This window comes from Micromonospora maritima, from assembly GCF_902825405.1.
GTDB lineage: Bacteria > Actinomycetota > Actinomycetes > Mycobacteriales > Micromonosporaceae > Micromonospora > Micromonospora maritima.
The window spans coordinates 1-3478 of the sequence record NZ_CADEAU010000527.1; the positions used below are offsets into that span (position 1 = coordinate 1).

The 3478-nt window shown below is 73.4% G+C and carries 4 protein-coding genes and 1 pseudogene; all 5 read right to left on the bottom strand.

Annotated features, from left to right (window positions below):
* Window positions 1-76: 76 nt before the first annotated feature.
* Window positions 77-319, bottom strand: a pseudogene (locus HUW36_RS35315) (ATPase); the annotation flags it as partial.
* A gap of 115 nt (window positions 320-434) precedes the next feature.
* Window positions 435-881, bottom strand: a complete 447-nt coding sequence (locus HUW36_RS28405) for a response regulator (protein WP_174530936.1) — start codon at window positions 879-881, stop codon at window positions 435-437.
* 70 nt (window positions 882-951) lie between these two features.
* Window positions 952-1299 carry an STAS domain-containing protein gene (locus tag HUW36_RS28410; RefSeq protein ID WP_174530937.1) on the bottom strand — a complete coding sequence of 116 codons (348 nt, stop codon included), beginning with the start codon at window positions 1297-1299 and terminating at the stop codon, window positions 952-954.
* A gap of 76 nt (window positions 1300-1375) precedes the next feature.
* Complete coding sequence (locus HUW36_RS28415; protein WP_174530938.1) at window positions 1376-2425, bottom strand: cobalamin B12-binding domain-containing protein; 1050 nt, start codon at window positions 2423-2425, stop codon at window positions 1376-1378.
* Window positions 2422-3478: PP2C family protein-serine/threonine phosphatase (locus HUW36_RS28420; protein WP_174530939.1), on the bottom strand; the 1057-nt coding region annotated here is incomplete at its 5' end. The genes HUW36_RS28415 and HUW36_RS28420, both read right to left, overlap by 4 nt.

The window sequence follows — 3478 nt, forward strand, 5'->3', positions numbered from 1 at the left end:
TTTTTTAATGATACGGCGACCACCGAGATCTACACCGCTCTGAACACTCTTTCCCTACACGACGCTCTTCCGATCTCAGGTCGGCGGCCTCCCGCTCGACGGCGGTCGGGTCGGGCGTCGCCGTGCCGTCCGGCGCGGTCCGCAGCCGGAGGAACTCCCCGAGGTGCAGCGCGTCCAGCCGGATCTGGTCCCACTCCCTACCGGCTCCGGCGACGCCCTCCGCGCGGGCGGCCAGTCGACCCAGCCGCAGGGCCAGCTCGTCCAGGCAGGCGTCCACCTGGCGCCGGTCGTAGCCGCTCTCCACCACCGAGAACCTCATCTGTCGCCCCCCAGGCAGCCGCCGTACGTCCCACCTGACGATCCTGGGCCGTGGGCGAACCCGGAGGCGGTTCGCGGAAAATGTTCAGCATCCGGACGCCCGGACTTCCCGGCCCCTACTGGTGCTTGGGGAGCACGACCACCCGACCGAAGAACTCGTCGATCCGGCGCACCACGTCGTTGAAGTCGTCCAGGTCGATCGGCTTCGTCACGTACGCGTTGGCCTGGAGGGTGTAGCTGCTGACCACGTCGGTGTCGGCGTTGGAGGTGGTCAGCACCACGATCGGGATGGTCCGCAGGTTCTCGTCCCGCTTGACCTCGCCGAGCACCTGCCGCCCGTCCATCCGGGGCATGTTCAGGTCGAGCAGGATGACGTCCGGTCGCTGCGCCTCGACGTGGCGGCCCTCCCGCCGGAGGAACTCCATCGCCTCCTCGCCGTCCGCGACCACGTCGATGACCTTCTCGACGTCGGACTCCTCCAACGCCTCCTCGATCATCAGGACGTCGCCCGGGTCGTCGTCGACCACCAGGATGCGGACGGGATTCGGGTGGGGCTGACCCATGGCACTACCTGCTTCGTCTCGGGGAGGGGGCCGACCGCGGGGCCGACCGCTGGCGGGGAAATCTATCCGATCAGGAGCCGGCCGACGCCGTCGGGTCAGCGGGCTCGAGGTCGTGGCGCAGCACCTCGGCCACGCCTGTCACCTGGAGCACCCGGGCCACCCGCCCGGAGGCCCCGGTGAGGCGCAGCCAGCCGCCGTCGGCGGCGACGAGGTTGTCCCCACGGACGAAGGCCGCGATGCCCGTCGAGTCGCAGAACGTCAGCTCGGTCAGGTCGAGCAGCAGTTCACGACGGCCCTCGGCGACCAGCCGGTCGATGGCGGTGTTCAGCTCCGGGGCCGTGCTCAGGTCGAGCTCACCCGTGAGTCGGAGGCGGACGCCGCCCTCGTCCCGCTGGGCGTACGTGACGGTGAACGTCACCGCGGCCCCTCTCGCTCCTACCGCAGGCGAACCCTTGCAGTGCAGCAAGTATACGGGTGATCCGATCGCGCGCCGTTCAGCGGCCCGCTCCGGTGGTGGACAGCCCGCCGACCAGCGCGCGCCCGCGCTCCAGGAAGCCGGTCGCCCGGGGGAAGTCGCGCAGCTCGTGTCCGTAGTGGTCCAGCGTGAGACCGACGGCGGCGGCGGGCACGCCACGGCTGACCAGGATCGTCACCAGCCACTCCACGAACTCGACGAACAGCGTGCCGTCGTCGACGTAGAGCGCGGCGGCCAGGAAGTCGATGATGTAACCGAGGTCGCCGATGGTCGAGTCGAGCTGCACCGGCGTGTAGTCGGCCACCGCCGGCACCCGCTCCCGCAGGTCCGCCAGGGCGCTGTCGATCAGCTCACCGCGCCGCTTGACCAGGCTGGCGTACTCGTCGTCGGCGAGGTGGTCCAGCCGGGCGACCGGGACCGCCCGCAGCGCCCGCTCGTCGGCGACCAGGTCGGCGGCGCCCGGGGCGTCCGGCGCCCAGGCCACGCCGAGCGTCCGGGCCCAGCGGCCGTCCGCGCCGAAGCCGCGCCCGCCCACCACCACCGGTACGTCGGCGCGACGGCACGCATCGATCATCCGGTGGGCGTGCGGCAGCCGCATCGGCAGCGCGCAGGCCAGGGCCACCGCCTCGGCGTCGTAGCGGTGCAGGTAGGAGACCAGGTGCGCGGCCGGCACACTGGCCCCGAGGAAGACCACCTGCCACCCGCGCAACCGCAGCACCTCGGCCACCAGCCGGGCCGGCAGCGCGTGCCACTCACCGTCCATGCAGGCCATCACGATCCGGCCGCGCGTCGGGCGGGGATCGACGTACGCGGCCACCGCGGCCACCACCCGCTCGCTGATGTGCGTGGCGGCGTGCTCCTGGGCGACGCTCCACTCGTTGCGGGCCCACCGCTCCCCCACCTCGGCCTGGGCCGGGGCGACCAGGTCGAGCAGCACCCGCTCGGGCGACACCCCCGCGTCCAGCAGATCCCGGGCCACCGCCACGGCGGCCTGCTCGTCGGCCTCGGCCAGGCATTCCAGGTAACCCGGGAAGGCCTGCGTCGGGTCGGCGGTGGTCGTCGCGGTCACGCGGAGGGCTCCCTCGTTCGGTCGACGCCGGTCGGGTCCGGCACCGAGTGCAGGTGGCGGGGGGCGCGGCCGCTCGGACCGGTCGCGCGCAGCGCCAGCACCGCGATATCGTCGTGGTCGCCGTGGGCGAGCCAGTCGCACGTCACCTGCTCGACCCGTTCGGCCAGCGCCGGCGCGGGCATCCGGTGGCACCCGGTCACCGCGTGGACCAGCCGGTCGGCGCCGAACTGGTCGTCGCCACGCCGCCCGCCCCGCGCCTCGGTCACCCCGTCGCTGTAGAGCAGGCAGGTCTCGCCCGGCGCCAGGTGCACGGTGACCTCGCCGATCCGCGGATCCGGCACCACGCCGATCAGCATGCCGCTCAACGGCACCACCTCGACCTCGCCGCCGTCCCGCAGCACCAGCGGCGGCAGATGCCCGCCCCCGGCCAACGTCAGGGTCAGGCCGCCGTCGCGGTGCGGGCGGGCCACGCCGAGCACCATGGTGGCGAAGCGGCCCTGCCCGTGCGCCTGGGTGGTCTCCAACAGCGCGTCGTTGAGCAGTTCCAGCAGCCGGCCCGGCTGCGTCTCCACCCGGTGCAACGCCTGCAGGCACTGGCGGAGTTGACCGGTGAAGACCGCCGCCTCCACGCCCTTGCCGGACACGTCGCCGAGGAAGAAGACCGAGCCGCCGTCGGCGAGCCGGTGCGAGCCGTAGAAGTCGCCGCCGATCCGCAGACCGGCCTGCGCCGGCCGGTAGGCGGTGCCCCACTGCACGCCGGCCGCCGCCGCCGGCTCGACCGGCAGCAGGCTGGCCTGCAACGTGTCGGCGACCTCGGCCTGGTCGCGGTAGAGCATGGCGGTGGTCAGCGCCGCGCCGGCCCGGTCCGCGAACGCGCGCACCAGGTCGACGTCGGCGTCGTCGTACCAGCGGCTGGCCCGGCGGGCCACCAGCAGGACACCGGCCGGAGCCTCCCGGCCCGGCAGGGGCACCACCCGGGCCGTGGCGCCACGCACGTCGAGGCCGGGCAGCCAGCCCGCCTCGGCGGCCTGCTCGACCAGCCAGTCCAGCGCG

Coding starts and splice junctions, on each gene's coding strand:
- HUW36_RS28405 (WP_174530936.1), bottom strand. CDS start 881: ATGGGTCAGCCCCACCCGAATCCCGTCCGCATCCTGGTGGTCGACGAC.